The sequence below is a fragment of the Microbacterium sp. RU1D genome, assembly GCF_900156435.1.
GTDB lineage: Bacteria > Actinomycetota > Actinomycetes > Actinomycetales > Microbacteriaceae > Microbacterium.
This window is the reverse complement of the sequence record NZ_FTPQ01000003.1, coordinates 352,240-374,119: the sequence shown is the minus strand read 5'-3', so window position 1 is coordinate 374,119 and position 21,880 is coordinate 352,240. Positions and strand designations below refer to the sequence as shown.

The following is a 21,880-nucleotide window of genomic DNA, read 5'->3' as shown; positions in this document are numbered from 1 at the left end:
CTCGACCAGCCTTGTATTATAAGCAACACCCAACTGGCTGGGGATGGTCATAGCAAGTATCGGCGCCCCGTCCCGCGCTCCTGACCTAGTTGGTCAGGGTGTTGTCCATGTGGGACCCGAGGTAGCCCACCGTCACATGTCCGACGGCGGAGTACGTGTCGAGGAAGTAGAGCCGAGGCGCGACTCCGGTGAGGTTCGAAAGCTTCACGTGGGCCACCATCAGGGCCTTCCCGGATGGATCAACCTTCGTGTCCACGGGCAGAGTCCGCTGCGCTCGGAACCTCTCGTTGGACTTCACGGTCTCGCCCTCTGACCAGACGACCTTGCCGATCTGAACGCGGTGGGGGTGATCCTTCTGGTGGGTGATGAAGTGGCTCAGCGACTGGTCAAAACTCGCGTCGCTTCGTGCGCGTGAGTAGGTGTCGAAGGTGACAAGCGCGTCCCAAGTCTTCATGACTGCGGCCTGACCGAGAACTGTGTGCTCGTCCAGCTCGAGAGCGTCTTCAATGTCGCCGGTGAAACGTACCCCCGTCAGCTCCTTCACTCGATCAAGAAGTTCCGCGAAGGTCTCGGGGTACTCCCTGGGACCCTCCTCGTCAACGAACGACCACGCCGCCGCAGCGCCTTCCGCTCCGAGGTTGGTGAGTGCGCGTCGAAGGTAATCGACCTGGCGGAGGAGAGAGGCCGCTTCCTCTCGCACCCTGGTGAGAAGCGCGTATTGGTCATCGTTCTCGGCCTGCAACTCAGCGACGAAGTCCTCGGCTGCCGAAGCACGCTGTGCGAGGGCCTTGTTCTCATTGAGGCCTTTAGCCACTTCGCTCTCCGCGAGTTCGGCGAGGGCCCTCCATACGCTGGCCTCGTCCTCATCGATCTGCGTGGCGCTGGCTGGCTGGTGCAGAGCGGCGAAAGGCCGCAGGCGTTCGTTGCGGAGGAACTCGTAATCGACCTCCCGCAGAACATCCGGGATGCGGAGAGCGCTGAGGCGCTTCAGCTGCGCGTTGCGGAGAATGCGACGAATGCGAGCTTCGGGGGAGTCGCGCAGCGTGGATGCGTGAAGAAGGCGATGTTTGAAGGCGTCTTGCCGGTCACTGAGATCGGCTCCTGGGAGGAAGGTGCGCATGGCGCCTGGCGATACCCAGTGACCGGCGCCGCCGTAACGGCGGTTGAAGAGGGCTCGCGCTTCCGGAGTGAGCGCGTACCCGATCCCCATACCTTGGATTTGTCCAGCGAGTTTGGTGACTTTTTCAGCCCACTCGGTAGCGTCTCCGCCTTCGGGAGTGGCCGCGACGAACACAGCGCCAATACGTGCTGAGTCCACGAGGACGCGCGCAAGCTCTTCCACGTGGCTCTCGCTCGCGATGACTTGGAACTCCGAAACTGGCTCGGCGCCTCCGTCTTTCATGTTCACAGCGTTGAGAATGTCCTGCACGAACGTGGGGCGCCCACTCATCTGGACTTCTTCGACTTCGCGACCATTGGAGTTAGTCCACAGAAGTGTTGGAGGCTCGACGTCTACCCACAGCCACAGCTTGTTCTCGGCAAGGGCGAGGGTCACGTTGGTCACGCCGGTGCGTGAGGTATCCGGATTGTCGTACCACTTGGGCGGCGCCCAGTCCTCTACGATTCGCCAACGCTTGGCGCTGATACTGCCGTCGCTGTTGGTGTAAGCGGAAGCAGTGATCGTGGCGCCGCTCGGATGAGTTACGACGCCCGACGAGGGGAGCTCGTCGTAACCCTTCTTTCCCGTGACCCAACCGCGGAAAGCTCGAATCATCTCGCTGAGATTCTCCTCGACGGGGTCAGCCGTCAGGATGGTCCGGTAGCCAAGTGCCATGAATACTCTCCCCCAGTGAGTCTGCGTCTCACTTCATCGTATGGAGGGCATCGGACATCGAGCGGAGATGCGAAGGGCGGACGTGGCGCGTGGCCTCGTTGCGAACATCGCTATTGTGGCGAGATGTCAGAGGGGCACAAATCGAAGAAGCCGCTGCGGTGGCCAACTATCTGGCTGGTCACCGGGTTGGTACTCGGGTTGGCAACCGCGTTCACCGCCCTGGCCAACCTCGGCCCTGCCGCCGGCGTGCTAGGTGCGTTGACGGCCGCGGTGGCTATCGTCCTGACGTACGTGATCGCCTACCGCCAAGCGATCGAGTCGTCGGAGCTAAGCGACACTGTCGTGAAGATCGACGCGGCTGTGTCGGATCTCGCGGAGGCAAATGAACGCCTCTACCAACTGACCCTGAGCGCCGCCGAGAAGGACTCAGCTCAGGCTTACGAGGGCGACGAAGAACTCGCGTCGGATGCGCCCGCTTTGAGTGTTGATTCAGAGAGCCTCGACGAGGCAGACGACAAAGAACCCCCGTACGCCTCCGAAGCGCTCGCTCGCCTGAGAAGCGCTGGCTCGATGCTGACGCACGCGAATGCGTCATGGAAACAGAAAATCCCAGATCCTCCCTTACGCGGGAACCACGGATGGTTTGTAGAGTCGAACGATCCCGCGATCACGGAGCGCTGGTACGTGCGAAAGGGACGGTACTGGAACATCCGCAAGGCGATGCCTCGAGAGTTCTTGGACGCGCTCGAGAGTCAGCAAAGAGTCGACCCCCGCACGATCAAGCATGATTTTCAGCTCAAGAAGCACGGGCTCGCCTCCTGGTATGCAAGGACATACGACGGGTCCCTGTGGCGGGTATGGAGGCCCAACCGAAACGCGAATCTTGGTGTCCAAACGGAGCCCGTTCCGGATGATCTGCAGGCGAGCTGAATAGTTGGGCAGGAGTCCCCACCGGCAATTACGTCCAGGTGAGCCGTGCTAGCGGCCCACAGCATGGTCCGGCGAGGCGATCCAGGCCTGCTACACGGTCGACTTCGCGTTATTGGGCACCCACCCCAACGACGGTGCGACGTACTTCGCGAACGACTCAACCAACCTTGTATTATAAGCAACACCCAACTGCGACGGGATCGTCAGCATGAGGGTGTCGGCGCTCATCACGGCCGCGTCGTTCTGCAGCTGCTCCACGAGCACCTCGGGCGGTGCGGCGTAGGTCTTTCCGAAGGTGGAGCGCATGCCGTCGATGACGCCGATCTGGTCGCTACCGGCCGAGCCGCCGAAGTACATCTCGTCTTCGGCCGAGACGATCGGGAAGATGCTGCGGCTGACCGACGTACGGGGCTCGCCCGCGTGGCCCGCCTCGCGCCACGCGGCGCGGAACGCGTCGAGCTGCTGGGCCTGCAGGATGTCGAACGGGGTGCCGTCGGCCTCCGTGAGCAGCGTCGACGACATGAGGTTGACGCCGATGCGTCCCGCCCACTCGGCGGTCGCGGTCGTGCCGGCGCCCCACCAGATGCGCTTCTTCAGGCCCGGGGAGTGGGGCTCGATGCGCTGCAGGCCCGTGCCGCCGCCGAAGGGGCTCATCGGGTCGCGCTCGGCGAGGCCTTCGCCGTCGATCGCGCGGAGGAAGAGGTCGAAGTGCTCGCGGGCGATGTCGGCGCCGCGCGGGTCCTTCGAGCCGGTGTAACCGAATGCCTCGTAGCCGTTCTTGACCGTCTCGGGTGACCCGCGGCTCACGCCGAGCGCGAGGCGGTTGCCGCTGATGAGGTCGACGGATGCCGCTTCCTCGGCGAGCATGAGCGGGTTCTCGTACCGCATGTCGATGACGCCGGTGCCGACCTCGATGCGGGAGGTGCGGGCAGCGATCGCGGCGAGCAGCGGCATGGGGGCCGCCTGCTGCCGGGCGAAGTGGTGCACGCGGAACGAGATGCCGTTGACGCCGAGATCGTCCATGCCCTGGGCGAGGTCGATCGCCTGGAGCATCGAGTCGCCCGCGGAGAGTTGGTGCCCCCCGCCGAGGGGGCCGTAGTGGCCGAAAGAGAGTGTGCCGAAGGAGCGCATGAAGGGGACAACGCGCGACGGGCCGATCTATTCCCGCGCATGTACCGCGAGACGGCCCCTGTGCCCGTCGCATGTGGAAGCATTTCGAGAATGGACGACGGCGTGCGCGAGGAGCTGCGGCGACTGCGCGCGCGAGCGTACGGCCCCGGGGCCGACATCTCCGACGACCCCGCCGCGTACGCGCGGCTCCTCGTCCTCGAGGACCTCGAGCGCACGGAGCGGACGGAGCCTGTGGCCCCGTCTCCCGAGCCGTCGGTTCCGGCGGGCGTGGAGGCCTCCGTCGGCGTAGCGCCCGTCGATCCGGCATCCCTCGATGACGATGCGGATGCGGAGGCCGAGGACGAGCGCGCCCGCGAGCGTGCACCGCTCGTCCGCTCGAAGCGCACCGTATGGGCGTGGGCCCTCTCCCTCGCGATCGTGGCGGCCCTCGCCAGCGCGGCGACCACCGCCGGCGTCGGTTTCGTGCCGGTCGCAGCATCCGTGGGGGCGCCGCAGGTGGCCACCCTCATGGAGGACCCGGGCACGCAGATCCCCACCATCTTCGGCCAGCGCACCGGAGACGAGCGCGCCTTCGCCGATTTCTACGGCGTCACCGCCTTCGTCGGCACCGCCCAGATCGACGCGAGCGAGAACCGCAGCGCCTGCCTCTACCTGCTCGACACCGACGAGGTGGGGCAGGACGGCACCACCGGCTTCCGCGGCAACTTCGTCTACGGCGGCTGCGGCGCCGGCATCTTCCCCGCCACCGTGCAGTTCGTGGTCGCCGAGGGCATGCCCGAGGCCTTCACGTCGCGGTTCCCCATCGGCACGAGCGTGCAGTTCGTGTACGACGGCGAGAACGTGGGCGTCTTCAGCGACGCGGGCTGAGGCGCAGTCGTCGAGAGCGGGGCGTTTGGGCGGGGCCGGTGGCTTCGACGGGCTCAGCCACCTCGTCGCGGGGAGCAGGCCGCTCCCGGCTCCTCCGACCGTCCCTGCGGCTGTCGGCAGCCCGGCCACCCGCCGGATGAGAGGGTGGGGGAGTGACCCCCCTCCTCGAGCACGTGCCCGCCGGCAGCGATCCGGATGCCGTGTACCTCGGCTTCGTCGAGTGGGCGGCCTCGCGCGAGCTGACGTTGTACCCCGCCCAGGACGAGGCGATCATCGAGATCGTGTCGGGGGCGAACGTGATCCTGTCCACCCCGACCGGTACGGGTAAATCCCTCGTCGCGGTGGCCGCGCACGCGGCATCCCTCTCCCGAGGCGGCCGCACCTACTACACGGCGCCGATCAAGGCGCTGGTGAGCGAGAAGTTCTTCGCGCTCGTCGACATCTTCGGTGCCGAGAACGTCGGGATGGTCACGGGCGACTCCTCTGTCAACGCGGATGCGCCCATCGTGTGCTGCACCGCCGAGATCCTCGCGAACCTGGCCTTGCGACAGGGCGCCGACGCGGACGTCGATCAGGTCGTGATGGACGAGTTCCACTACTACGGCGAGGCCGACCGCGGGTGGGCGTGGCAGGTGCCGCTGCTGCTGCTGAACCGCGCGCAGTTCATCCTCATGTCGGCGACCCTCGGCGACGTCGAGGACATCGCCGACGACCTCTCGCGCCGCACCGGCCGGCCGACGGCCCGCGTGACCGGCGTCGAGCGCCCTGTACCCCTGCACTTCGAGTACGCCCGCACCCCCGTGCACGAGACGGTGCAGGAGCTTCTCGACACGAAGCAGGCGCCGATCTACGTCGTGCACTTCTCGCAGGCGGCGGCCATGGAGCGTGCGCAGGCGCTGTCGTCGATCCGCATCATCGGTCGCGAGCAGCGCGACGAGATCGCCGAGGCCATCGGCGGGTTCCGGTTCACGACAGGCTTCGGCAAGACCCTGTCGCGGTACGTGCGGGCGGGGATCGGCGTGCACCATGCGGGAATGCTGCCGCGCTACCGGCGGCTCGTCGAGACGCTCGCGCAGCGCGGGCTCCTGCGCGTGATCTGCGGCACCGACACGCTCGGGGTCGGCATCAACGTGCCGATCCGCACCGTTCTCATGACGGCGCTGACGAAATACGACGGCACGCGCATGCGGCAGCTGTCGGCGCGCGAGTTCCACCAGATCGCGGGTCGCGCGGGCCGCGCCGGATACGACACCGCGGGCACGGTCGTCGTGATGGCGCCGGACCACGAGATCGAGAACGCCGCGCAGATCCTCAAGGCCGGCGACGACCTGAAGAAGCAGAAGAAGATCGTGCGCAAGAAGGCGCCGCAGGGCTTCGTCAACTGGACCGAGCAGAGCTACGACCGCCTCGTCGCGGCCGAGCCCGAGCCGCTCGTGCCGCAGATGAAGCTGAGCGCCGCGATGCTCATCAACGTCATCGCGCGCGGCGGCGACGTGTTCGGCAACGTCCGGTCACTGGTGTTCGACAACCACGAGCCCCGTCCCCGCCAGTACGAGCTCGCCCGCCGCGCGATCGCGATCTTCCGCACCCTCGTGCAGGCCGGGGTGGTCGAGGTCGTGCCCCCGCGCGAGTCGCCGAATCCTGTCGCTTCGGGCGGTTCCGAAGCGACGATTCCTGGCGAGTCACGCATTCGGCTCACGGTCGATCTGCAGCCGAACTTCGCGCTGAACCAGCCGCTGTCGCCTTTCGCGCTCGCCGCGATCGAGATGCTCGACCCCGAGGTGGAGCTCGGACGGGGGCCGGATGCCACGGCTGCCGCCGGCGGTGTGGGCACGGGGCACTACGCGCTCGACGTGGTCAGCGTCATCGAGGCGACGCTCGACGATCCGCGCCCGATCCTGTCGCAGCAGCAATTCCGCGCGCGCGGGGAGGCCGTGGCCGCGATGAAGCGGGAGGGCATCGAGTACGACGAGCGCATGGAGCTGCTCGAGGAGATCACGTGGCCCAAGCCGCTCGACGATCTCCTGGCGCAGGCGTACGAGGTGTTCGCGTCGAGTCAGCCGTGGATCCGCGACTTCGACCTCTCGCCCAAGTCGGTCGTGCGCGACATGTTCGAGCGGGCGTGCTCCTTCGGCGAGTACGTCTCGCTGTACCAGCTGGCCCGCAGCGAAGGGCTCGTGCTGCGGTATCTGAGTGACGCGTACCGCGCGATCCGCCAGACCGTGCCCGTCGACGCGCAGACGCCCGATCTGCTCGACCTCATCGCGTGGCTCGGCGAGCTGGTGCGCCAGGTCGACTCCAGCCTCGTCGACGAGTGGGAGCAGCTCATCAACCCCGCCGACGATCCGGATGCCCCTGTCGTTCCCCCGGCGCCGCCGTCGGTCCTCACCAACCGGCGCGCGTTCGTCGTCCTCGTGCGCAACGAGATGTTCCGCCGCGTGCAGCTGGCGGCGCTGCAGCGCGACGAGGAGCTCGTCGAGCTCGATCCCGACGTCGACTGGCCCGACGTCCTCGACCGGTACTTCGACGAGCACGACGCCATCGGCACGGGCGGAGCGGCACGTTCGTCCGCTCTGGTCGACATCGACGAGGCAGTGGCGTCCGACGGCATCTGGAGGGTCGAGCAGACCATCGACGATCCCGCGGGCGACCACGACTGGCGCATCCGCGCGGAGGTCGATCTCGCCGCGTCGGAGGAGGAAGGCACCGCGATCGTGCGGGTCACCGAGGTGCTGCGGCTCTGAGCGAAGATCGCCGGGACGAACGACAGCATCGTCGAGATGACGGCGTCGCTCGCGCGGCTCGAGGGGCTCCAGCCGTCACTGCTCATCGCGCGCGGCTGACGCCCTCCGTCCGCGACGGGCATCGGCGCGCTGGCCTGACCCTCGCAGGAACGACGGATGCCGAGGCCCTGAGGCCCCGGCATCCGGTGTGTTCGACTCCGCTTACGACTTGCGGGCGACGCGGTTCTCGGCGCTGACCATCCACGACAGCTGCTCGAGACGCTCGAGCACGCCGTGCAGGATGTCGGCGCTGGTGGGGTCTTCCTCGTCGACGTCGTCGTGCACGTCGCGGACGGTGCCGACGACGGCGTCCAGACGCTCGGTGATGAGGTCGATGACCTCGGCCGTGTCGACCTCGCCCTGCGGGAACTCGGGGAGGGTGGTGGTCTCGGCGACCGTGTCGCTGCGCCCGTCGGGCAGGGCGTGCAGCGCGCGCATGCGTTCGGCGATCTCATCACCGAACTCGCGGGCCGCGTCGATGATCTCGTCGAGCTGCAGGTGGGTGTCGCGGAAGTTCTTGCCGACGACGTTCCAGTGGGCCTGCTTGCCCTGGATCGACAGCTCGATGAGGTCGACCAGCACGGCCTGCAGGGCATCGGTCAGCTGCTCCGACGCCTGAAAGCCCTTCTCGGCGTTCTGCTCGTCGGTGGTCTCGGGACCGCTGCCTCCGCGCGCGGGGCGGCGGCGGTTCTTGGTGGGGGCGTCCTTCGTGGTGGTGGACATGCGCGTTCCTTTCGCTCACGGTCGATAGCGACGTTAGGCCGCACGCTCCGGCGGGCGGCGGGGGTTGCAAGGGCGTCGGGAGAGAGGTACCGGGGTCGGCCCGTAGCCGTTCACGCTCCGGACGACAACCCCGGGGGCCCCTCGCCGCGTGATTCCTAGCGTGAAGACGTGGCTCCCACTCCTCCCGCACCGTCTCGACCCCTTCGCGACTACGCCGCGATCGGCGACGGCCGCACGGTCGCGCTCATCAGCCTGGACGGGTCGGTGGACTGGCTTCCGCTGCCCAACATCCACTCGCGTCCGGTGTTCGCGCGCCTCGTCGACGAGTCCGCGGGAGGCTGCATCGAGCTCGCGCCCGTCGAGGAGTACGAGGTCACGCGGCGGTACATCCCGCGTACGAATGTCCTCGAGACCACGTTCACCACGGCATCCGGGGTCGCCACCGTCACCGACGCCATGGTGACGGGCATCGCCGGACGCCTGCCGTGGGCGGAGCTCGCCCGCCGCGTCGACGGCGTGAAGGGCGAGGTGGAGTTCGCCTGGTGTGTGCAGCCGGGCACGATGCTGCGCTCCGCCGCCCCCTGGACCGAGCGCATCGACGGCTTCTCGATCATGCGCGTCGACCACGTCTCGCTCGCGGTGACCGGCCACGAGCACGGACTCCACGGCGACCCGGATGCCGGCGACGAGAGCATCGACGGAGGGTTCACGACCACGAAGGGTTCGCGGCACCTGCTCGTGATCGCCGCGACGGAGGGGGAGCCGCTTCGCATCCCCGACGCGAAGAACGTGGACCGGGGCATCGACCGCACCATCGGTGGGTGGACGATGTGGTCGGACGAGTTCTCGTACGAGGGTCCGTGGGGCGACGACGTGCAGCGCAGCGCCCTCGCCCTGAAGCTCCTGCTCTTCAGCCCCACGGGGGCGATCGCGGCCGCGGCGACGACGTCGCTGCCCGAGAATCCGCGCGGCGGGAAGAACTGGGACTACCGCTTCGCCTGGGTGCGCGACCTCGCGTACACGGCGCACGCGTGGGTCGGCTTCGGCCTGCGCGAAGAGACCCACGCCGCGATCTCGTGGCTGCTGCGCACCATCCGCAGGAACGGTCCCGAGGTGCAGGTGATGTACACGCTCGACGGCGACGCCGAGATCGGGCTCGACAAGCACGAGGTGCCCGGCTGGAACGGCAACCAACCGGTCGTCACCGGCAACCCCGCGCAGGGGCAGCTGCAACTCGGCGTGTACGGCGACCTCATCGCGCTGTGTCGCACGTACGTCGAGGCCGGCAACCGCCTCGACACGCAGACCGGCCGGTTGCTCGCCGACGTGGCCGACCGCACGTGCGACCTGTGGCGTCGCGAGGACTCGGGAATGTGGGAGCTCCCCGAGCTCAGGCACTACACCTCCTCGAAGATGGGCTGCTGGAAGGCCCTCGACGACGCCCAGTGGCTCGCCGACGGCGGTCACATCCCCGACAACGGCGATCGCTGGCGCGCCGAGCGCGATCGCATCCACCGCTGGGTCGAAGAGCGCTGCTGGTCGGAGAAGCTCGAGGCGTACACGCTCGCCCCCGGCAGTGAAGACCTCGACGCCTCCGTGCTGCTGCACGCGCCCACCGGCTTCGACCGGGGTGAACGCATGTCGAAGACCTTGGATGCCATCACCGCGCGCCTCACGACCGAGAACCACCTCGTCTACCGCTACACGGGCATGGATCAGGAGGAGCAGACGTTCGTCGCCTGCGCCTTCTGGCGGGCGACCGCCCTGGCCTGCGTGGGACGCCACGACGAAGCCCTCGAGGCCATGGACGCCCTGGTCGCCCAGGGCAACGACGTCGGCATCTACTCGGAGATGATCGCCGAGGCGGACGGGGCGTTCTGGGGCAACCTGCCGCAGGCGCTCAGTCACCTCGCCCTCATCAACGCCGCCCTCGTCATCCGCGATCTCGTCGACGACGTCGTGCTGAAGAACCGCTGACCCTCCGCCGGAGCGGTTCCGCCCCGGCATCCCCCCTATGAAAGGACTCGCCATGAGCACGCAGTACACCTTCACCGATCCGGCGAAGCTCTACGCCGACATCGACCCGCAGTCGCAGGATGCGAAGGAGCCCGGTCTCGACGCCGAGCTGACGCCGAAGGCCGCCCTCGGTGAGGACACCTACGTCGGCAGCGAGCGGCTGAAGGGCCGCAAGGCGCTGATCACCGGTGCCGACTCGGGCATCGGCGCGGCCACCGCCATCGCGTTCGCCCGCGAGGGGGCCTCCGTCGCGATGTCGTACCTGCCGGAGGAGAAGGTGGATGCCGACCGCATCGCCGGCATCCTGCGCGAGGCCGGCGCGACCGTCGTGCAGATCCCCGGCGACCTGCGCGAGCGCGAGTACGCCCGCACGCTCGTGAAGGAAGCGGTCGAGGGCCTCGGCGGCCTCGACATCGTCGTCAACAACGGCGGCAAGCAGATCTTCAACGAGGACGTCACGACGCTGACCGACGAGCAGTTCGACGACACCTTCAAGACCAACGTCTACGCGATGTTCTGGATCTGCAAGGAGGCCGTGCCCCACCTGCAGCCGGGTTCGACGATCATCAACACCACGTCGATCCAGGCGTACTCGCCGGCGCCGATCCTCGTCGACTACGCCTCGACGAAGGCGACGATCAACACCTTCACGAAGGCGCTCGGCCAGCAGCTCGCCCCGAAGGGCATCCGCGTGAACGCCGTCGCGCCGGGACCCATCTGGACGCCGCTGCAGGTCACCGACGGCCAGCCCGACGAGAAGGTCGACGAGTTCGGCGAGGAGACCCCTCTCGGCCGCATGGGTCAGCCGGCTGAGCTCGCCCCCGCGTACGTGTACCTCGCCTCGGCCGAGTCGAGCTACGTGATCGGCGAGACGCTCAACGTCAATGGCGGCATGCCCACGCCGTAAGCGCCGTCCCGCAGAGGGCCGTCGTCCCGGTCGGGGCGGCGGCCCTTCGGCGTATGTGTGGGGATCGGTCCCTTCGACAGGCTCAGGGACCTTGCGCGCGGCTCAGGTGCCGGCGGGTGCGCGGGAGGTGCCTGAGTTTGGGCGAAGCCACCGTGGCCGCGTCGGGGTCCGGCGTGCGGCCGGGGGAGGTGGCTGAGCTCGTCGAAGCCACCGCAGCCGGCTCAGGCGTCGAGGGGTTTGCGGTAGAAGATCTCGCCCTCGGCGGTGATCTCGGTGCGCTGGTAGCCCTCGCGCTCGTACAGGCGCTGGTTGGCCTCGCTCAGCCCCCCGGTGAACAGCTCGGCCTCGGTCGCGCCGGACTCGCGCCCGCGCTGCTCCACGGCCCCGAGCAGCAGCGTGCCCAGGCCCTCGCCCTGCTGGTCGGGGGCGATCGCCAGCCGGCCGATCAGCAACAGCTCGCCGTCGATGCGGGCGCGCACCGCGCCGACGATGCGGCCGTTACGGACGGCGACGCAGCCGAGGTTCTCGACGAGCTCCGCCGCGAGCTCCTCGAGCGTCTGCGTCAGCGGCGGCATATCGGGGTCGCCGTAGATGAGGGCTTCGCTGGCGAACGCGGCACGTTGGATGGTCAGCACCTCACCGGCATCGTCGGGGTGGATGGGGCGGATGACGGGCTCGTCGGTCATGGGACTCTTTCGGGGCGATTTCGAAGCGGGGTTAACTATCATGGGCCGTGCTGCGATGTCTTTCCGGGGACTAGCGCTCCTCGCCATGAACGACTTCTTCGACTCGCGCGTCCGCACCGACGACGTCGCCGACACGCAGGCCTGGCTCCAGGCGCAGTACGGTCACGTCGATGTGATGGCCGACCGTGCGGCGATCGCGGAGCACGCCGTCGGGGACGCGACGTTCGCGCTGCGGCGTCTGACGTGGGAGTGCCGCGCGGAGATCGTCTACGAAGCCGACCGGTTCTTCTTCGCCACCTCGGGCCCCGGTTACGCGTGGCGCATCGGCTCGCGCACGGGTGACTACAGCGTCGAACCGGGGATCGTGCAGCCCGGGCACGAACTGGTGGGGCGCCCGGATCGGACAGAGGTCGAGCTGCTGTCGTTCGAGGCGGACTGGCTGACGGAGGCCGCCCGCACGATGTACGGCGACGACGAGCTCGCGGTGCGCTTCGACGGCACCGCCCCGCTCTCGAGGCGGCTGCGCGACTATTGGCTGGCGACCTTGCGCTGGTCGCTGACGCAGACGCCGCTGCTCGCCGAACCGCTGGTGCGGGCGCAGGTGCGCCGCACCCTCGCCGCGGCGACGCTCGAGGCCTTCCCTCTGGCCGGCGATCCGCGGGAGCGGCGGGCATCGGCGATCGAGCAGGCGTCGATCTACGCTGCGGCGGTCTCGTGGATCGACGATCACGCGTCCTTGCCCGTCACGGTCGACGACGCCGCCCGTGCGGTCGGCACCTCGGCGACGGGCCTGCGCCGGGCGTTCCTGGCGAACGGGCATCTGGCATCCACCCCCGAGGACTACCTGACGCAAGCGCGTCTCAGTGCCGCGCACGCCGACCTGCTCGCGGCCGACCCGATGGTCGTGGGCGTGGCCGACATCGCGGCGCGCTGGGGGTTCATCGACCCCGCGGCCTTCGCGGATGCCTACCGCGACGCGTATCGCACGACGCCGCGGCGGACGCTGGATCGCTGATCTCAGCGGTCGCGGTCGGTGTACTCGCCCGGGTCGTCGAGGTCATCGCGCGACTCGTGACCGCTGGGCTGCTCGACGTCGGTGTAGGCGCCGGCCTCGTCGGCGCGGGGGCGGCTCTCGGTGCCGTCGGCGTTCTCGCGGTCGACGTACTCGCCGGGCTGGTCGACGCTGCCGCGGTCGGCCTCGCCGTCGGGCAGTTGGACGTCGGTGTACTCGCCCTCATCGGGTCCCGTGCCGTGTCCGGTGTCGTGTCCGTGAACGTCGCGATCGGCCATTGCCGCCTCCTCGGGGTCGTGGTTGATCCGACGCTAGCTCCCGGATGCCGCTCCCGCGACCGTCTTGACACGTCGCTGCCGTGCGGCCCCGGTCCGTGTCAAGGCCGCCGGGCGACGCGGCGCCGGGGTGCAGGGTGGGAACATGCCAGCTCTCGCCATCATCCTCGTCATCGTGGGCCTCGTGCTCCTGTTCCTCGGCGTCTTCGTCGAGGCCGTCAAGTTCCTGCTGTGGATCGGGATCGTCATCCTGATCATCGGCATCATCGCCGCGCTCATGCGCTTCATCCGCCGACAGGTCTGACGACCGGTCGCATCGACGCCGCTCCACGCGTACCCCCACGGGGGTTCCGCGTCGGGCGGTGTCGTCGTTCGAGGGCGTGCTCGTCCGCGGCCTTCCGCCCGGTAGGTGCTCAGCCCGCGAAGAGGTCGCGCGCCCGCGGCCGACGCGTCGCGGCGACGTCGTCGAGGGCGGCGCCGAGCTCGGGGAAGCGGAAGGTGAATCCCGCCTCGGTGAGCCGGCGGGGGACCGCCCATCGGCTCTTCAGCACCAGCTCGGGCTCGTTGCGCAGGAGCGCCATGGCTGGATCGAGCATCCACCGCCACGCCGGCAGGCCGAACGGCATCCGGGCCGCCCGCCGCAGCTCGCGCATCAGCGTGCGGTTGTCGCTGACGCCCGGGGCGGAGAGATTGACGGGCCCCGCGAGCGTGTCGTGGTCGCGGAGGAAGCGGACGGATGCCACGACGTCGTCGATGTGGATCCAGCTGAAGCGTTGACGTCCCCTCGAGCGGTGCCACGATGACCACGCCGGACCGGTCGGGTGCGCACCGATGCCGCGGTAGCGACGGTGCGGGAACCACCAGCTGTCGATCTGGGGTCCGCCGAGGCCGAGCCGGGCGAGGGCGAAAAGCGTGCGGGTGGCGGGTCCGTCGCCGAGCACGATCGCCATGCGCAGCGCGACGCGGCGCGTGGACGGGAGGTCGCCGGCGAAGAACGCCCGCTCCCAGCTCGTGGCCACATCGACCGAGAAGCCCTCGCCGAGCACGCCCTCGACCTCGTCGTTGCCGCTCTCGGTCTCGTGCCGGTAGATCGTGGCGGTGGAGGCGTTCATCCAGACGCGCGGCGGTCGCTTCGCCGCCGCGACGGCGGTGTGCAGCGCCCGCGTGGTGTCGACGCGCGAGCGGAGGATCTCGTCACGGTTCGCATCGGTATACCGGCAGGACACGATCTTCCCCGCGAGGTTGATCAAGACGTCCGCGCCGTCGACCACGCGCGCGATCGCCGGTGGATCGCCCCACACCGCGGACCCCGTGCGCCCGACGGTGAAGACGTCGTACCCGTCGTCCTCGAAGGCGCGCGCCAGAGCCCTCCCGACGAAGCCGCTCGCGCCGGCGATGACGGCGCGGGGGCGGGGAGCGGGCTGAGGGTCGCGGTCGGCCGGGTGATCGGTCACGGGGGCTCCTGTCGTCGGTCGATGCTATCGACCGGTCTGCGCCCACGGCCGTCGCGGCGCGTCCCGCGGCGCGCTGAGCTCCGGGGCGGTATCCCGCGCACCGCCTCCGTGGCGGGGGTCTCCGGGATGCCGGCCGCGCAGCAGGCCGCTGATCGCGTCAGCCCAGGAGCTTGTGCATCGTGACGGAGCCATTCGTCGGCTCAGTGAAGCCGAGGCTGCGATACAGCGCCTGGCCGGGCGGGTCGGCCAGCAGCGTCACGTAGGCACCCTCGGGGGCCCTCTCGCGGATTTCCGCGAGCAGGTCCTCGAGGATCCGACGGCCGAGCCCGCGTCGCTGATGCGAGGGCAGGGTCGCCATGTCGGCGACGAGGAAGTACCACCCGCCGTCTCCCACGACCCGGCCCATCGCGACCGATCGGCCGTCGGCATCCACGATCCGTCGCCACGCCCAGCTGTTCGCGAGTGCCGGGGCGCCCTGGTCGGGCCGCTTCGGGGTGAGCCCGGAGGCGCGGCGGAGTTCGAGGTAGTCGTCGAGCGAGGGGGCGAGGGGCTCGAGGCGCAGGTCGTGCATCGTCCCAGCCTGGCAGGAAACGGCCGCGGCGATCCGGACGCATCTCCCTCGCACGAGGGAGGTGCGCGGCGACCGGCGTCCGTAGCGTGGGAGGACCCCCACCGGAAGGAACCTCGTGACTCTCGCCCGTCGCCTGACCGCCCTCGTCTCCCTCGCGGCCATTGCCGCCCTCACGGCGTGCACGAGCGCGAAACCCGCTCCTCCCGCCTCGCCCACGGCATCCGTCGACATCCCCGCCACACCGGTGGGGGAGCGGATGACGTGGATCATCGACGTCTTCGAGGCGGAGGCCGACACCACTGCCGGCGAGTGGGCGCGCGTGCTCGACGAGAACTTCCAGAAGCAGGTGCCGGCGGAGCAGGTGGCCGAGATGGTGAACCGTCAGATCCGCCCCGCGGCGCCCTTCACCGTCACCGCCTACACCGGCACCGAGACGCAGGCGCGCGCCACCCTCGCAGGCAGCGCCGGCGACCCCTTCGACCTCACGCTCGCGATCGACTCCGCGGGTCGCGTCACGACGATGCTCCTCGCGCCCGTGGCTCCGACGTGGGAGCCCTCCACCTCGCTCGAGGAGGTGGAGCAGCGGCTCCGCGAACTGCCCGGCGAGGTCAGCGCCCTCGTGCAGCGGGGCGACGAGACCGTGATCTCGATCGACGCCGACCGCTCCGCGCCGCTGGCGTCGGTGTTCAAGCTCTACGTGCTGTTCGCGACGGCCGAGGCCGTGGCATCCGGCGACGCGTCATGGGACGAGACGCTCGTGCTCGACGACCTCGACCGCAGCCTGCCCTCGGGCGAGCTGCAGGACGCTCCCGCGGGCACCGAGGTGTCGGTGCGGGATGCCGCGTCGGCGATGATCCGCATCAGCGACAACACCGCGACCGACCTGCTCATCCGGCGACTCGGACGCGAACGCATCGAGTCGGCGGTCGCGCGCAGCGGGCACGCCGATCCGGCGGCGCTGACGCCCTTCCCCTCCACGAAGGAGATCTTCACCCTCGGCTGGGGCGACCCCGCGGTTCGTGCCGAATGGGAGGCCGCCGACGGCAGCGGCAAGCGGGCGGTCCTGGATCGCATCGCCGCAGCGCCGCTCGCCGTCCCGGGCGAGGCGGTGAGCACGTCGCAGTGGCAGAACGGATTCGACTGGTTCGCGTCGGCTGCCGACGTTGCCGCCGTGCACCACGCGCTGCAGCAGACCCAGGATGCCGAGGTGCTCGGCATCCTGAGCGAGAACCCGGGGCAGGGGCTCGATGTCGGGACGTGGCCGTACGTCGCGTTCAAGGGCGGTTCGAGCCGTGGCGTGCTGTCCGGGAGCTGGTTCGTGCGCGACGACGCGGAGGAGGCGACGGTGGTGCTGCTGATGGCGGACGCCGACGTCGCGGCCGTGTCGGAGGCGATGCCGAGCTTCTTCCATCTCGCCGAGGACGCCCTGCGGCTGGCGCACTGACGGCTCGGCGCCGGGCCGGGGTGGGGGGCCGGAGGCTTCGACAGGCTCAGGCTCCTCTGTGGGAGGTCCCTGAGCCTGTCGAAGGGACCGTCGGCCGGTCAGGCCTCGTCGGGGTCGGGAAGGCCCTGGGCGATCTTGCTGGATGCCGCGGAGTCGCGGCCCACGCCCGGCTGGAAGGCCGCGATGGGGTCGTCGGCGTCGACGTGCGCCTCGCCGCCGTCGTCGCTGCGCGGGGGAGACGCCGGGGTGCGGACCTCTTCGTCTTCGGCGGGGACGTCGTCGTGGTCGGGGCCCCCGGTGTCTTCCGTGTGGCGCGAGGTCGAGCCGCCCTCGCCGCGCGCATCATCGGTTCCGCGCTCGGTGAGTCCGTCGGCGGCGCGCGTGCCGACGCCGGGCAGGTCGTTCTGGCTCGAGATGCCCTGGAGGCGCGCTTCGTCGTCGGGGTCGATGCGCGCCGTGCCGACGGCCCCCGAATCGGCGCCGGCTGCGCCCGCGGGCACGTCGGCGGTGAGTCCGTCGGACTCGGGGACGATGTTCTCTTCGTCGGCTCCGGGGAGCCGCTCGGCGGGAGTCTCCATGCTGTTCCTTCCGTGGGTGTGCCGCCACGTTAGGCGCGGGATACCCGCGCGGGTCCGGGGTTGCGCTCGCCGGGTCATCGGCATCCGTTCCCGCTCGGCCCGCGTTCCGGAGGGGCTGGATAGGCTCGGAGGACGCTTCGAAAGGAACCGCAATGCAGCAGCGTCCCCTCTCCCGTACCGGCCGCGAGGTCTCGGCCGTCGGCCTCGGCACCTGGCAGCTCGGGGCCGATTGGGGTGATGTCAGCGAAGACGACGCCCGCGCCGTGCTCGAGGCGTCGGCCGACGCCGGCGTCACCCTCTTCGACACCGCCGACGTCTACGGCGACGGGCGGTCCGAGCAGATCATCGGCGCGTTCCTGAAGAGCCGTGCGGATGCCGGCATCACGGTCGCGACCAAGATGGGCCGCCGCGAAGACCAGGTGCCCGAGAACTACGTGATGGAGAACTTCCGCGGCTGGCTCGACCGCTCGCGGCGATTGCTCGACACCGAGACGCTCGACCTCGTGCAGCTGCACTGCCCTCCGTCGGCCGTGATCGACGACGACGCCACGTGGGACGCCCTCGACCAGCTGGTCGCGGAGGGCGTGATCGCCGCGTACGGCGCGTCGGTCGAGACCATGGACCAGGCCCTGTCGGCGTTGCGTCGGCCGAACCTCACCAACCTGCAGATCATCTTCAACCCCTTCCGGCTCAAGCCCCTCGACGAGGTGCTGCCCCTCGCGGCCGAGAAGAACGTCGCGGTGTTCGCGCGCGTGCCGCTGGCCAGCGGCCTGCTGTCGGGCAAGTACACGGCGGACACGACCTTCGACGAGAACGACCACCGCACCTACAACCGCAACGGCGAGGCCTTCGACAAGGGCGAGACGTTCTCGGGGGTGCCGTTCGAGGAGGGCGTGGCCGCGGCCGACGAGCTCAAGGCGTCGCTGCCCGAGGGCGTGAGTCTGCCGGCGGCCACGCTCGCGTGGATCGCGTCGCGCGAGGGCGTCACCGCGGTCATCCCGGGAGCGCGCTCGGTGCCGCAGGCTGCCGCCAACGCGGCGGCCGGGGATCTGCTCGACGGCGGGTTCGACCTCGACGCCTTCGACACCCTCGTCCGCGACGTGTACGACCGGCGCCTGCGTGCGGAGATCCACCCGCAGTGGTGACCTCGTCATGACGAAAGCCGGGCCCGCCTGTGAAGGCGGGCCCGGCTTTCGTCGAGGGGCGGACGTCAGCTGACGTCGCCGCGCCAGGCGCCGGACTCGGCGCCGCGCGACTCGATGTACTCCTTGAAGTTCGCGAGGTCCTTCTTGACCGAGTGGTCATCGGCGCCGAAGACCGCGCCGAGTTTCTCGAGGGCGCCTGCGGGCTCCCAGTCGATCTGCACGGTGACGCGCGTCTCGGTGTCGGACAGGCGGTGGAAGGTCACGACGCCGGCGTGGTTCTCGTCGCCGCCGACGCTGTTCCACGCGACGCGCTCGTCGGGGTGCTGCTCGGTGATCTCGGCGTCGAACTCGCGCTCGGCGCCGGCGATCTTCACCTTCCAGTGCGTGAGCGTGTCGCTCTTCTGCGTGATGGACTCCACGAAGCTCATGAAGTGCGGGAACTCCTCGAACTGCGTCCACTGGTTGTAGGCGACGCGGACGGGAACGTCGACGTCGATGGTTTCGATGACCTGTGCCATGGTGCGTGTCCTCTTCTCGTGTGTCTTCCGGGGATGCCCCCAGTCTTCGCGCGATCCCGACGACTGGCCCCCGGGGTTGAGGGATCGGCGTTCGTGCCCTATAGGCGAAGTGCGTCCCGCTGGCTCGCCCACCGCCGGGGTGGGGCCATAAACGCCATTCGTGCGCAGAAACGCGGTGCCGGAGCGTTTATGCACAGGAATCGCGTTTATCGCGGCCTCATGCCGGGCGCGGGCAGTGCCCGGCGCGGCGCACTGCCCGGCGCGGCCCGGTGCCCGGCGGGCCGGCGCTCTCAGGCGCGGCCGCGCAGGATCAGGTGCCAGTACACCCACGGGAGCACGCGGCGGTCGGCGATCCACGACAGGCGGCGCTCGCGGTACAGCGAGCGCCAGAACGGCACGCTCGGCTGCAGCCGTCCTTGACGGTCGAACTCGGCGAAGACGACGGTGCCCCGCGACACGGTGAACGGCACGACGCTGTAGCCGTCGTACCGCGCGGACGGAGCGCGGCCGTTCAGCACCGCCGTCATGTTCTTCACCAGAGCCTTCGCCTGCTGCCGGATCGCCCCGCCCGAACGTCGAGTGGCCACGGTCGCCGCGTCGCCGACGGCCCAGATCTCGGGGTGGCGCACGTGTTGGAACGTCTCGGCGTCGACGTCGACGAACCCGTGCGGATCGTCGGATGCCGCCAGCCCGCTGCCGGCGATCCATTCCGGCGCCCGCTGCGGCGGGACGGCGTGCAGCACGTCGTACGCGATCGTCTCGCGGACGTCGCCGTGGCCGATCTCGAGCGTACGGGAGCCGGCATCCACGCTCATCAGCTCGCGTTGGTACCGCACCTCGATGCCGTACTCGTCGAGCTTGCGTTGCAGCTCGCGATCGATGGCCGGGATGCCGAAGGGCACCGGGTCGGGGCAGACGAACACGACGCGGATGTCGTCGCGCACGCCGATCGCCCGCCACCAGTCGCACGCGAGGTACATCGGCTTCTGGGCGGCGGCGCCGCACGACGCGGGCTCGGGAGGCTGCGTGAACACGACGGTGCCGCGGCGCAGGTCGCGCAGCACGGGCGAGGCCTTCGCCGCGAGGTCGTAGTCGTAGTTCGACACGCCCTCGGGGGCGGCCATGGCTTCGGGCAGGCCGGGGATCTGCTCCCACGCCATGCGCATGCCGGCGCAGACGACGAGCTGGTCGTAGTCGATACGACCGCCCGAGACGAGGTGCACGCGCCGGGCGGTGGCATCCACCGTGAAAGCCTCGTCGCGCAGCCAGCGCACCCCGGGAGGGATGACGTCGGCTTGGGGGCGTACGGCCTCGGAGGCGCGCGCGGCCCCACCGGCGATGTGCGATTGCAGCGGGGCGAACACGTGCTGCTCGCGCGGCTCGATCACGGTGATGTCACCGACACGTGCACGGTGGAGGCGGCCGGCGACGGAGAGTCCGGCGTTGCCGCCGCCGATCACGACGACGCGCACGGGCGCGGCGGAGGGGGTGGGGGTCATGCCCCCAGGCTCCGCCGCGCGCCGGGGAGACGCCAGCGCCTTGACAGCCGGCTCAGGCGTACGACTCGGGCGACGCCGTCTCGTCGGCGGGTTCGGGCACGACGTACAGGCCCGTGGGGGAGTTCGCCGTCGACATGAGAGCCTCGAGCCACGCGCGGTTCAGCGCCGGCGGACGCCCGCCGTTGAACTTGAACACGATGTTCGCGCGGGGGTGCACCCATACCGAGGTGCGGCCGCCGCCCGTGCTGATGTCGTCCTTCCACACGAAGTAGAACGGCTCCCCGCGGCGGAGTTTGTTGCCGACGACCACCTGAAGGTGCGCGAGGAGACGGTCTTCGAACTCGTTGCGAACGCCGCCCTCGTAGATGAACTTGCCCACGTCTGTCCTTTCGCGGGCTGTCGTGCCCCGCTCTCATCACTGTGCAATCGCTATGGCGCGCACGGGCATCGACGGCACCGCGCGCGCAACATCGAGACCGAACGCGTCGCCTCAGAACATGCGGGCCACCTGTGCCGGGTTCTGCCCGTAGTGCTCGCGGTGATAGCGGGCGAACCGCGATGCGCTGGAGAAGCCCCACCGTCTCGCCACGTCCGAGACCGACACCGCCGTCCCGGCGCGCAACTCGTCGTGCGCCGCCGTGAGCCGCACACGGCGGACGTATTCCATCGGCGTCATGTCCAAGGTGCGACGGAAGGCATGCTGCAGCCCGCGTCCCGAGATCCCCGCGGCGGCCGCGATGTCCTCGAGGGTGAGCGGCTCGTGGGCGTGCGCCTCGATGTGCGCGACCGCGCGACGCACGGTGCGCGGGGCGGACGAGCGCTGGCGCGCGCGCTCCACGGCTTCGACGTACGCCGTCGAGAACGTCGACAGGGTCGTCAGCAGGGCGTGCCGCTGCAACTCCGTGGCGAGGATGTCGTCCTCGTGCACGCTCGCCAGCGACGACGACACGTGCGCGAACGAACGTTCCCACTGGGTTGCGGCGTCGCGGTCCCGCGCGTGCGGGTCGATGCGGCGCAGCACCAGGCGGTCATCGCCCGACGCGATGCGCGCGACGCGCTCCGCGTCGCTGCGGTCGAAGACGAAGGCCCGCACCCGGGCCGAGTTCGTCCACTGCGCGTCGGCTCCCGCATCCGAGGTCATCCACGGCCGTCGCGGGTCGATGGCACGTCCCTCCGACTCGATGCGCACGTCGTCCGCGATCATGCGGCACGCCATGAGCTGGTCGCTCATGCGCACGGAGGAATGGACGGATGCCGTCAGCTCGTACGACACCACCGAGAAGTGCGCGAGCTCGACCGAGGTCCACGAGAACGACACCGTTCGAGGGTCGACTCGTTCGATTCGGGCGCTGGGGACGAAGCGGCGCCACACGCGTTCGACATCGTCGACGCCGCGCGAGCGGACGGAGAGGGTCTCTCCCATGGTGTTCCTTCCGTCGCGCGGGTGCGCGAACCGGGGTGGGGATATGAAGCGGGGCGGGTGTCGGACGCGGCGCTCACTACGGAG

Annotated in this window: 21 protein-coding genes; 9 read left to right on the top strand and 12 right to left on the bottom strand. The window is 69.7% G+C overall.

The genetic code is table 11. The features are described from left to right. Positions 1–85: 85 nt before the first annotated feature. Positions 86–1,834 carry a hypothetical protein gene (locus B0B15_RS13980; RefSeq protein ID WP_076677083.1) on the bottom strand — a complete coding sequence of 583 codons (1,749 nt, stop codon included), beginning with the start codon at positions 1,832–1,834 and terminating at the stop codon, positions 86–88. 123 nt (positions 1,835–1,957) lie between these two features. Here B0B15_RS13980 and B0B15_RS13975 point away from each other — a divergent pair, with 123 nt between their 5' ends. After that, on the top strand, positions 1,958–2,764 hold the full coding sequence (locus tag B0B15_RS13975; protein WP_076677081.1) for a hypothetical protein: 807 nt from the start codon (positions 1,958–1,960) through the stop codon (positions 2,762–2,764). Positions 2,765–2,854: 90 nt separating this feature from the next. On the opposite strand, the gene B0B15_RS13970 is transcribed toward B0B15_RS13975, so the two are convergent. Then, entirely contained in the window at positions 2,855–3,895 is a 1,041-nt protein-coding gene (locus B0B15_RS13970; RefSeq protein ID WP_076677079.1) for an LLM class flavin-dependent oxidoreductase, read from the bottom strand. 90 nt (positions 3,896–3,985) lie between these two features. Between B0B15_RS13970 and B0B15_RS13965 the strand changes: the two genes are divergently transcribed. Both B0B15_RS13965 and B0B15_RS13960 read left to right on the top strand, forming a co-directional pair. Then, on the top strand, positions 3,986–4,762 hold the full coding sequence (locus tag B0B15_RS13965) for a hypothetical protein (RefSeq protein WP_076677077.1): 777 nt from the start codon (positions 3,986–3,988) through the stop codon (positions 4,760–4,762). Between the two features lie 152 nt (positions 4,763–4,914). Next, on the top strand, positions 4,915–7,506 hold the full coding sequence (locus B0B15_RS13960; protein ID WP_076677075.1) for a DEAD/DEAH box helicase: 2,592 nt from the start codon (positions 4,915–4,917) through the stop codon (positions 7,504–7,506). Positions 7,507–7,707: 201 nt separating this feature from the next. Here B0B15_RS13960 and B0B15_RS13955 read toward each other — a convergent pair whose 3' ends face one another. Continuing rightward, on the bottom strand, positions 7,708–8,268 hold the full coding sequence (locus B0B15_RS13955; RefSeq protein WP_076677073.1) for a Dps family protein: 561 nt from the start codon (positions 8,266–8,268) through the stop codon (positions 7,708–7,710). 168 nt (positions 8,269–8,436) lie between these two features. On the opposite strand from B0B15_RS13955, the gene B0B15_RS13950 reads away from it, so the two are divergent. Together B0B15_RS13950 and B0B15_RS13945 are read left to right on the top strand one after the other, a co-directional pair. Beyond that, complete coding sequence (locus B0B15_RS13950) at positions 8,437–10,245, top strand: glycoside hydrolase family 15 protein (RefSeq protein ID WP_076677071.1); 1,809 nt, start codon at positions 8,437–8,439, stop codon at positions 10,243–10,245. Between the two features lie 52 nt (positions 10,246–10,297). Continuing rightward, positions 10,298–11,191 carry an SDR family oxidoreductase gene (locus tag B0B15_RS13945; protein ID WP_076677068.1) on the top strand — a complete coding sequence of 298 codons (894 nt, stop codon included), beginning with the start codon at positions 10,298–10,300 and terminating at the stop codon, positions 11,189–11,191. Positions 11,192–11,412: 221 nt separating this feature from the next. Here the strand turns inward: B0B15_RS13945 and B0B15_RS13940 are convergent, their stop codons facing one another. Beyond that, positions 11,413–11,877, bottom strand: a complete 465-nt coding sequence (locus B0B15_RS13940; protein WP_076677067.1) for a GNAT family N-acetyltransferase — start codon at positions 11,875–11,877, stop codon at positions 11,413–11,415. 85 nt (positions 11,878–11,962) lie between these two features. On the opposite strand from B0B15_RS13940, the gene B0B15_RS13935 reads away from it, so the two are divergent. Then, positions 11,963–12,892, top strand: a complete 930-nt coding sequence (locus B0B15_RS13935; RefSeq protein WP_076677065.1) for a helix-turn-helix transcriptional regulator — start codon at positions 11,963–11,965, stop codon at positions 12,890–12,892. A 2-nt stretch (positions 12,893–12,894) separates the two neighbouring features. On the opposite strand, the gene B0B15_RS13930 is transcribed toward B0B15_RS13935, so the two are convergent. Then, positions 12,895–13,167 carry a hypothetical protein gene (locus B0B15_RS13930; RefSeq protein ID WP_076677063.1) on the bottom strand — a complete coding sequence of 91 codons (273 nt, stop codon included), beginning with the start codon at positions 13,165–13,167 and terminating at the stop codon, positions 12,895–12,897. A gap of 142 nt (positions 13,168–13,309) precedes the next feature. Between B0B15_RS13930 and B0B15_RS16540 the strand changes: the two genes are divergently transcribed. Continuing rightward, a complete protein-coding gene (locus tag B0B15_RS16540; RefSeq protein WP_176776651.1) occupies positions 13,310–13,468 on the top strand; it encodes a hypothetical protein in 159 nt (52 codons plus the stop codon). A gap of 109 nt (positions 13,469–13,577) precedes the next feature. Here B0B15_RS16540 and B0B15_RS13925 read toward each other — a convergent pair whose 3' ends face one another. Both B0B15_RS13925 and B0B15_RS13920 read right to left on the bottom strand, forming a co-directional pair. Further along, positions 13,578–14,618 carry an epimerase gene (locus tag B0B15_RS13925; RefSeq protein WP_076677061.1) on the bottom strand — a complete coding sequence of 347 codons (1,041 nt, stop codon included), beginning with the start codon at positions 14,616–14,618 and terminating at the stop codon, positions 13,578–13,580. Between the two features lie 157 nt (positions 14,619–14,775). Beyond that, positions 14,776–15,189 carry a GNAT family N-acetyltransferase gene (locus B0B15_RS13920; RefSeq protein WP_076677059.1) on the bottom strand — a complete coding sequence of 138 codons (414 nt, stop codon included), beginning with the start codon at positions 15,187–15,189 and terminating at the stop codon, positions 14,776–14,778. A 115-nt stretch (positions 15,190–15,304) separates the two neighbouring features. Here B0B15_RS13920 and B0B15_RS13915 point away from each other — a divergent pair, with 115 nt between their 5' ends. Beyond that, the gene (locus B0B15_RS13915; RefSeq protein WP_076677057.1) at positions 15,305–16,633 is read left to right on the top strand and encodes a serine hydrolase; all 1,329 of its coding nucleotides are present in this window, start codon (positions 15,305–15,307) and stop codon (positions 16,631–16,633) included. A 98-nt stretch (positions 16,634–16,731) separates the two neighbouring features. On the opposite strand, the gene B0B15_RS13910 is transcribed toward B0B15_RS13915, so the two are convergent. After that, positions 16,732–17,211 (bottom strand): hypothetical protein, encoded by a 480-nt coding sequence (locus tag B0B15_RS13910; protein WP_076677055.1) that lies wholly within the window; start codon positions 17,209–17,211, stop codon positions 16,732–16,734. Positions 17,212–17,363: 152 nt separating this feature from the next. On the opposite strand from B0B15_RS13910, the gene B0B15_RS13905 reads away from it, so the two are divergent. Next, on the top strand, positions 17,364–18,356 hold the full coding sequence (locus B0B15_RS13905) for an aldo/keto reductase (RefSeq protein WP_076677052.1): 993 nt from the start codon (positions 17,364–17,366) through the stop codon (positions 18,354–18,356). Positions 18,357–18,421: 65 nt separating this feature from the next. On the opposite strand, the gene B0B15_RS13900 is transcribed toward B0B15_RS13905, so the two are convergent. The 4 genes from B0B15_RS13900 to B0B15_RS13885 all read right to left on the bottom strand — a co-directional run bounded on the left by B0B15_RS13900 (position 18,422) and on the right by B0B15_RS13885 (position 21,796). Further along, entirely contained in the window at positions 18,422–18,874 is a 453-nt protein-coding gene (locus tag B0B15_RS13900; protein WP_076677050.1) for an SRPBCC family protein, read from the bottom strand. A 290-nt stretch (positions 18,875–19,164) separates the two neighbouring features. Further along, the gene (locus B0B15_RS13895) at positions 19,165–20,373 is read right to left on the bottom strand and encodes an NAD(P)/FAD-dependent oxidoreductase (protein ID WP_076677047.1); all 1,209 of its coding nucleotides are present in this window, start codon (positions 20,371–20,373) and stop codon (positions 19,165–19,167) included. 52 nt (positions 20,374–20,425) lie between these two features. After that, complete coding sequence (locus tag B0B15_RS13890; RefSeq protein WP_076677045.1) at positions 20,426–20,752, bottom strand: DUF7882 family protein; 327 nt, start codon at positions 20,750–20,752, stop codon at positions 20,426–20,428. A gap of 111 nt (positions 20,753–20,863) precedes the next feature. Continuing rightward, positions 20,864–21,796 carry a helix-turn-helix transcriptional regulator gene (locus B0B15_RS13885; protein ID WP_076677042.1) on the bottom strand — a complete coding sequence of 311 codons (933 nt, stop codon included), beginning with the start codon at positions 21,794–21,796 and terminating at the stop codon, positions 20,864–20,866. Positions 21,797–21,880 lie beyond the last annotated feature (84 nt).

What these genes read in the sequence shown, in the direction of transcription:
- B0B15_RS13900 (WP_076677050.1), bottom strand. Translation starts at nt 18,874, where the DNA reads ATGGCACAGGTCATCGAAACCATCGACGTCGACGTTCCCGTCCGCGTC.
- B0B15_RS13935 (WP_076677065.1), top strand. Translation starts at nt 11,963, where the DNA reads ATGAACGACTTCTTCGACTCGCGCGTCCGCACCGACGACGTCGCCGAC.
- B0B15_RS13970 (WP_076677079.1), bottom strand. Translation starts at nt 3,895, where the DNA reads ATGCGCTCCTTCGGCACACTCTCTTTCGGCCACTACGGCCCCCTCGGC.
- B0B15_RS13895 (WP_076677047.1), bottom strand. Translation starts at nt 20,373, where the DNA reads ATGACCCCCACCCCCTCCGCCGCGCCCGTGCGCGTCGTCGTGATCGGC.
- B0B15_RS13945 (WP_076677068.1), top strand. Translation starts at nt 10,298, where the DNA reads ATGAGCACGCAGTACACCTTCACCGATCCGGCGAAGCTCTACGCCGAC.
- B0B15_RS13930 (WP_076677063.1), bottom strand. Translation starts at nt 13,167, where the DNA reads ATGGCCGATCGCGACGTTCACGGACACGACACCGGACACGGCACGGGA.
- B0B15_RS13920 (WP_076677059.1), bottom strand. Translation starts at nt 15,189, where the DNA reads ATGCACGACCTGCGCCTCGAGCCCCTCGCCCCCTCGCTCGACGACTAC.
- B0B15_RS13975 (WP_076677081.1), top strand. Translation starts at nt 1,958, where the DNA reads ATGTCAGAGGGGCACAAATCGAAGAAGCCGCTGCGGTGGCCAACTATC.
- B0B15_RS13965 (WP_076677077.1), top strand. Translation starts at nt 3,986, where the DNA reads ATGGACGACGGCGTGCGCGAGGAGCTGCGGCGACTGCGCGCGCGAGCG.
- B0B15_RS13940 (WP_076677067.1), bottom strand. Translation starts at nt 11,877, where the DNA reads ATGACCGACGAGCCCGTCATCCGCCCCATCCACCCCGACGATGCCGGT.
- B0B15_RS13905 (WP_076677052.1), top strand. Translation starts at nt 17,364, where the DNA reads ATGCAGCAGCGTCCCCTCTCCCGTACCGGCCGCGAGGTCTCGGCCGTC.
- B0B15_RS13910 (WP_076677055.1), bottom strand. Translation starts at nt 17,211, where the DNA reads ATGGAGACTCCCGCCGAGCGGCTCCCCGGAGCCGACGAAGAGAACATC.
- B0B15_RS13885 (WP_076677042.1), bottom strand. Translation starts at nt 21,796, where the DNA reads ATGGGAGAGACCCTCTCCGTCCGCTCGCGCGGCGTCGACGATGTCGAA.
- B0B15_RS13955 (WP_076677073.1), bottom strand. Translation starts at nt 8,268, where the DNA reads ATGTCCACCACCACGAAGGACGCCCCCACCAAGAACCGCCGCCGCCCC.
- B0B15_RS16540 (WP_176776651.1), top strand. Translation starts at nt 13,310, where the DNA reads ATGCCAGCTCTCGCCATCATCCTCGTCATCGTGGGCCTCGTGCTCCTG.
- B0B15_RS13980 (WP_076677083.1), bottom strand. Translation starts at nt 1,834, where the DNA reads ATGGCACTTGGCTACCGGACCATCCTGACGGCTGACCCCGTCGAGGAG.